This window comes from Stenotrophomonas sp. HMWF003, from assembly GCF_003061285.1.
GTDB classification, from domain to species: Bacteria; Pseudomonadota; Gammaproteobacteria; order Xanthomonadales; family Xanthomonadaceae; genus Stenotrophomonas; species Stenotrophomonas maltophilia_AP.
On record NZ_QAIW01000163.1, the window covers coordinates 7,182 to 12,912 of the forward strand.

At 67.6% G+C, this 5,731-nt stretch carries 6 protein-coding genes; 2 read left to right on the plus strand and 4 right to left on the minus strand.

Annotated features, from left to right (window positions below; translation table 11 throughout):
* Positions 1–413: PQQ-dependent sugar dehydrogenase (locus DBR34_RS22275; protein WP_258223720.1), on the plus strand; the 413-nt coding region annotated here is incomplete at its 5' end.
* A 190-nt stretch (positions 414–603) separates the two neighbouring features.
* Here DBR34_RS22275 and DBR34_RS21235 read toward each other — a convergent pair.
* From DBR34_RS21235 to folB, 4 genes are all read right to left on the minus strand, one after another.
* Positions 604–1,209, minus strand: coding sequence for a hypothetical protein (locus tag DBR34_RS21235; protein WP_181393921.1), 606 nt, complete (start codon positions 1,207–1,209; stop codon positions 604–606).
* Positions 1,210–1,429: 220 nt separating this feature from the next.
* Entirely contained in the window at positions 1,430–3,604 is a 2,175-nt protein-coding gene (locus DBR34_RS06770) for a glycoside hydrolase family 3 N-terminal domain-containing protein (protein WP_128096227.1), read from the minus strand.
* Positions 3,605–3,741: 137 nt separating this feature from the next.
* Positions 3,742–5,019: a mechanosensitive ion channel domain-containing protein gene (locus tag DBR34_RS06775; protein ID WP_128096228.1), complete on the minus strand. Its 1,278-nt coding sequence runs from the start codon at positions 5,017–5,019 to the stop codon at positions 3,742–3,744.
* Between the two features lie 146 nt (positions 5,020–5,165).
* Positions 5,166–5,519 (minus strand): dihydroneopterin aldolase, encoded by a 354-nt coding sequence (gene folB / locus DBR34_RS06780; RefSeq protein ID WP_038690891.1) that lies wholly within the window; start codon positions 5,517–5,519, stop codon positions 5,166–5,168.
* A gap of 18 nt (positions 5,520–5,537) precedes the next feature.
* Between folB and DBR34_RS21690 the strand changes: the two genes are divergently transcribed.
* A partial coding sequence (locus DBR34_RS21690; RefSeq protein WP_219928225.1) for a hypothetical protein occupies positions 5,538–5,731 on the plus strand: 194 nt, incomplete at its 3' end.

Here is a 5,731-nt window from a genome sequence, read left to right on the forward strand (position 1 = left end):
ACGAAATGGGCCCGGCCGGTGGCGACGAACTCAACCTGATCGAGCGCGGCGCCAACTATGGCTACCCGATCGTGTCCAACGGCAACCATTACGACGGGCGCGACATTCCCGACCACAGCACGCGCCCGGAATTCGCCGCGCCCAAGGTGACCTGGACGCCGGTGATTTCGCCGGCCGGTTTCATCATCTACACCGGTACGCAGTTCCCGCAGTGGAAGGGCAGCGGCTTCATCGGCGGGCTGTCGTCCAAGTCACTGGTGCGGGTGGCCTTCGATGGCGACAACGCGCGCGAGGCCGAGCGCTTCGACATGGGCGAGCGCATCCGCGAAGTGGAACAGGGCCCGGATGGCGCGATCTGGCTGCTGGAAGACGGGAAGAACGGCCGGTTGTTGAAGCTCACCCCGAAGGGGTGAGTCACGGGCGTACCGGATAAACGCGTACCGACCAACGGTCGGTACCTACCGGGTGTGATCAACCGTCAGTAGTCACCGGCGCGGGTAGCGATCAAGGATCGCTACCCGCGCGGCACCGCGCATCGGTCAACGGGCATCAGGCAGGCATGAGGAACCGACCCGCGGTCGGTTCCCCGCTGATGCGCGCCGGTCAGTCCTGCACGGTCACGATGCCGACCTTGGCCTTGGTGCAGTCGTTGGCCGGGCAGATGCCGTTGATCCAGACCTGGCCGTTGCCCAGCATCACACCCTGCCAGTTGACGAACACATCGTCGAATTTCTGTTCGGTGATGGTCTTGGCGATGTCGGCGGTGATGATGCGGTCGTACTCGCGCTCGAAGGTGGCCGCGTCGGCCACCTTGCGCTTCTTGCCGCCCACGTTGACGCTCACCGGGTACAGCGGCAGGGCCGCCACCGCCTTGGCATCATGCGCAGCCACGCCTTTCTGCAAGGCAGTGAACACCGCCTCATAGCGGGGCGCATCGCCGAGCAGGCGTTCAATGCGCTGACGAACGTCGCCCTCGCTGCTGTCGGCGCTGGCATCCGGTGCGGAAGCCGCGGGCGCGGTCTGCGCAGCCGCTTCGGCCGGCGTTGCCACCGCATCGGGCGACATGCCGGCCGCCGGCGCATCCTCGCTCGGCGTGGCGGTGGTGGTGGGCGGTGAGGTCGGCGCGGGAGCCGCATCGGTCGCCGGTGGTGCCGGCTGCGAACACGCGGCCAGCAACAGGGTGGGAAGCAGGATTCGGATCGCGCGCATGCTGGGCTCCAACGATTATGCAAGGCAGCCAGCGTACCCGCCCAAACGTCAGCCGCCGATGACGGCACACCCTGCGCCACCGCACATGATGGCCCCACGCCCACAGAACCGGGGTAGAGCCGACCGTTGGTCGGCTACCGTCAAGCGGAGACCGACGCGTTTGGGGCAGCCGACCAACGGTCGGCTCTACCGCCGGGGCGGCGGCGATGCCCCCACAGGATCAACCGGCCAGCAGCTCGAAGATCACCGGCTCGCCGCTCGCCGACGACGCACACACCCACAGCTCAAACTGGCCCGGCTCGGCGCGGAACACGCCGTCGCGGCCGGTGAAGCCCAGTGCAGTGCGGTCCAGGGTGAACTGCACCTCGGTGCTCTGGCCCGGCTGCAGCGCCACCTTGCGGAACGCCTTCAGCTCACGCACCGGCCGCACGCGGCTGGCCACGCGGTCGTGGATGTACAGCTGCACCACCTCCTCGCCCGCCACCGCACCGGTGTTGGTGAGCGTGGTGGTGATGGTCAGGGTGTCGTCCCAGCCGAGTTTCTCGGCACTCAGCTGCGGCACGCCATAGCCGAACGTGGTGTAGCCCACGCCATGCCCGAACGGATACAGCGCCTCGTTCGGGATCTCGCGCCAGCGCGCCTTGAACTCGGACATGGTCGGCAGTTCCGGGCGACCGGTGCGCGGGTGGTTGTAGAAGAACGGCTGCTGGCCCGACACCTGCGGGAAGCTCACGGGCAGGCGGCCGGACGGGTTGTAGTCGCCGAACAGTACATCGGCCACCGCATGACCGGTCTGGGTGCCCAGGTACCAGGTGATCGCCACCGCCTGTGCATTGCGCACCGCGCCCTGCAGCGCCAGTGCGCGACCATTGCGCAGCAGCACCACCAGCGGCTTGCCGGTCATGGCCACCGCTTCGGCCAGCGCCTGCTGGGCCGGCGGCAGGGTGATTTCCACGCGCGACTGCGCTTCACCGCTGTACCGCTGCGGTTCGCCCAGCGCCAGCACCACCACGTCGGCGCGCAGCGCAGCGGCCACGGCCTGCTCGATGCCGTCCTGCACGGCCGCTTCCAGGTCACAGCCCGGCACGATTTCCAGCAGCGCTTCGTCGCCAATCGCCGCACGCACGCCGGTCTCCAGGCTCACATAGCGCGACTTGTCGCCGAACAGGGTCCAGCAGCCTTCGATGTTCTCGCGGTCCTGCACGAACGGGCCGATCAGCGCGATCTTCTGCCCGGTCTTCTTCAGCGGCAGCACCGCGTCGGTGTTCTTGAGCAGCACGATCGAACGGCGCGCGGCATCGCGCGACAGCGCATCGTGTTCGGCGATGTGCGCGGTGGACGCTTCGCGGTCCAGGTCCAGCGAACGGTAGGGATCGTCGAACAGGCCGATCGCATCCTTCAGGCGCAGGATGCGGCGCACCGACTCGTCCAGCGTGGCCATCGGCACCTCGCCACTCTCGATCAGGCCCGGCAGGTGCTCGGCGTAGAAGCCGCTCTGCATGCTCAGGTCCAGGCCGGCGGTGAACGCCTTGGCGGTGGCGTCGCGGTCATCGGCGGCATAGCCGTGGGCGACCAGCTCCATGTCGGCGGTGTAATCGGAAATCACCACGCCCGGGAACTTCCACTCGCCGCGTAGGATGTCGGTGAGCAGTTCGGCGTTGGCGCTGGCCGGCACGCCGTTGATGTCGTTGAAGGAGGACATCACGGTGAGCGCACCGGCCTCGAAGGCGGCCTGGAACGGCGGCAGGTGCACGTCGCGCAGGGTCTGCGGCGAGATGTCGACCATGTTGTATTCCATGCCGGCCATCACCGCGCCATAGGCGGCGAAATGCTTCGGCGTGGCCAGCAGCGCATCGGCGGCGCGCAGGTCCGGACCCTGGAAGCCGCGCACGCGCGCAGCGGCGAACGCGCAGCCCAGCACCACGTCTTCACCGGCACCTTCGGCACCGCGGCCCCAGCGCTGGTCGCGCGCGATGTCCACCGCCGGTGCGTAGGTCCAGTGCAGGCCGGCCGCAGTGGCTTCCACCGCGGTGGCGCGCGCGGTGCGCTCGGCCAGGTCGGGCTCGAAGCTGGCCGCTTCGCCCAGCGGGATCGGGAACACGGTGCGCATGCCGTGGATGACATCGGCCGCCAGGATCACCGGAATGCCCAGGCGGCTTTCTTCCAGCGCCACCTGCTGGATGCGGCGGCCGGCTTCCACGCCCACGCCGTTGAACAGCGATCCCACCTTGCCCTCGCGCACCTGCTGCAGCACCTGGTCGGCGTTGAGCACGTTGGCTTCCGGGTTCACGTCCGGGGCGAACGGCCGAACCATGTCGGCGAACACACCCAGCTGGCCGACTTTTTCTTCGACGGTCATCTTGGCAATGAGGGTTTCGATACGATCGGCGGCCACCGGCTGTCCTTATGAAAACGTTTACAAGGCCAGGATTCTAGCGTTCCCGGGCCCGTTGTGAATGATTTTGACGTTCATTTTTCTTCCCCGGGGGAAGAACCCCACCACCGTGAGCGCGGTGGCGGGGGCACAGGAGCTTACTCCGCGGCGGCCAGACGCTGTTGGCCGGCCATCAACATCGCATCGCTGGAGGCCTGGAACACGCGCAGCCCGAAGGCCGGCAGCGTGGCCAGCAGGTGGTCGAACACATCCGACTGGATGCCCTCGTACTCGCCCCACGCGGTGGTGCGGGTGAAGCAGTAGATCTCCAGCGGCAGGCCTTCGGTGGTCGGCTGCAGCTGCCGTACCAGCAGCGTCATGTCCGTATGGATGCCGGGATGCTGCCGCAGGTAGCGCTCCACATACGCGCGGAACGTACCCAGGTTGGTCACCCGCCGCGCATTCACCGCCGCCACGCCCTTGGCCTGCAGCTGCGCGTTCCACTGTTGCAGTTCGCTCTGCTTTTCGCGCAGGTACTCCCCCAGCACCGCGAACTGTTCCAGCTCGGCCAGCCGCGTCGCGTCGACGAAGCCCACGCTGTGCTGGTCCAGGTACAGCGCGCGCTTGATCCGGCGTCCGCCGGCCTCCTGCATGCCGCGCCAGTTCTTGAACGACTCGGTGACCAGCTTCTTGGTCGGGATGGTGGTGATGGTCTTGTCGAAGTTCTGCACGGTGATGGTGTGCAGCGCGATATCGATGACGTCGCCGTCGGCGTTCTGGCTGGGCATCTCGATCCAGTCGCCCAGCCGCACCCGGCCGTCGCCGCTGATCTGCACGCTGGCCACCAGCGACAGGATGGTGTCCTGGAAGATCAGCATCAGCACCGCGGTGGCCGCGCCCAGCCCGGTAACCAGGTAGCGCAGGTCCACGCCGGCCAGGGTGGCCACGATCGACAGCCCGGCAATGACGAAGATGACGATCTTGCCAACCTGCAGGTAGCCCTTGATCGGCTTGTTGCGCGCGTCGGGGCGGCGCTCGTAGATGTCGTTGGCCGCGTCCAGCGCATGCGAGATCGCCAGCGCCACGGTCAGGATCGCCCACGCCTGGCAGGCGCCGATGACGAAGGCCACCAGCGGCGCGGGCAGGTCGGGCACCACGGTGATGCCGGCGGCGATGACCTGGCTGGGCACCACGTTGGACAACCGCGACACCACCCGCATCACGTTGCTGCCGCGCCCACCGTGGGCGGTGCCGCCGGGCAGCCGGTTGATCAACCCACGCAGGCCACGCAGCAGGATCTTCTTGGTGACGAAATTGGCCAGCCAGGCGGCCAGCGCCAGCAGGCACAGCACCGCGGCGGTGTAGGCCCACGGCCAGGGTTCGAGGGTTCGCTGCAGGTCGTCCAGCCAACGGGTTGCTACTACTGCATCCAGCATCTTGGGGAGGTCTCCAGTTCGGGTTGCCGGGCAGAGCCCGGCACTACGGTGCGTCGGGTTGCCGGGCAGAGCCCGGCACTACGGTGCGTCGGGTTGCCGGGCAGAGCCCGGCACTACGGTGCTTCTGGTTGCCGGGCAGCGCCCGGTCAGGACGCGCTGCGTTCGATGATCACGCCCACCGCGCGCGCGCCACGCACGGCGCCGGGCTTGCTCAGCTTGAGGCGCAGCCACTCCACCTTGAACTCACGCAGCACGATCTCGGCGATGCGTTCGGCCAGGGTTTCGACCAGGCCGAAATCGGACTCGCGCACGAACTGCTCGATGCGCTTGCTCACGGCCTTGTAGTTGAGGGTATCGGCAATGTCGTCACTGGCCGCCGGGCGACGGTTGTCGAAGCCCATTTCCAGGTCGAACCGCAGGGTCTGGCGGATCCGCCGTTCCCAGTCGTAGATGCCGATCAGGGCATCGATCTCGAGCCCTTCGATGAATACCTTGTCCATAGCCATGCCACGTGGAAGATGCCGAACATGGTAACGGCGCGGGCCGGAACGTGCCGGGAACCGGGGGCAGATGCGGCGCGCTTCTTGCAGGCGCACCCGGAAAAATACGAAGGGCCCCATTCGGGGCCCTTCAGTGCAGGCGGTTCGATCAGCGCGATCTACACCGCCGGCAGCGTCGCCATGTCCCAGCGCGGGGTGACCTGCACCTGCGG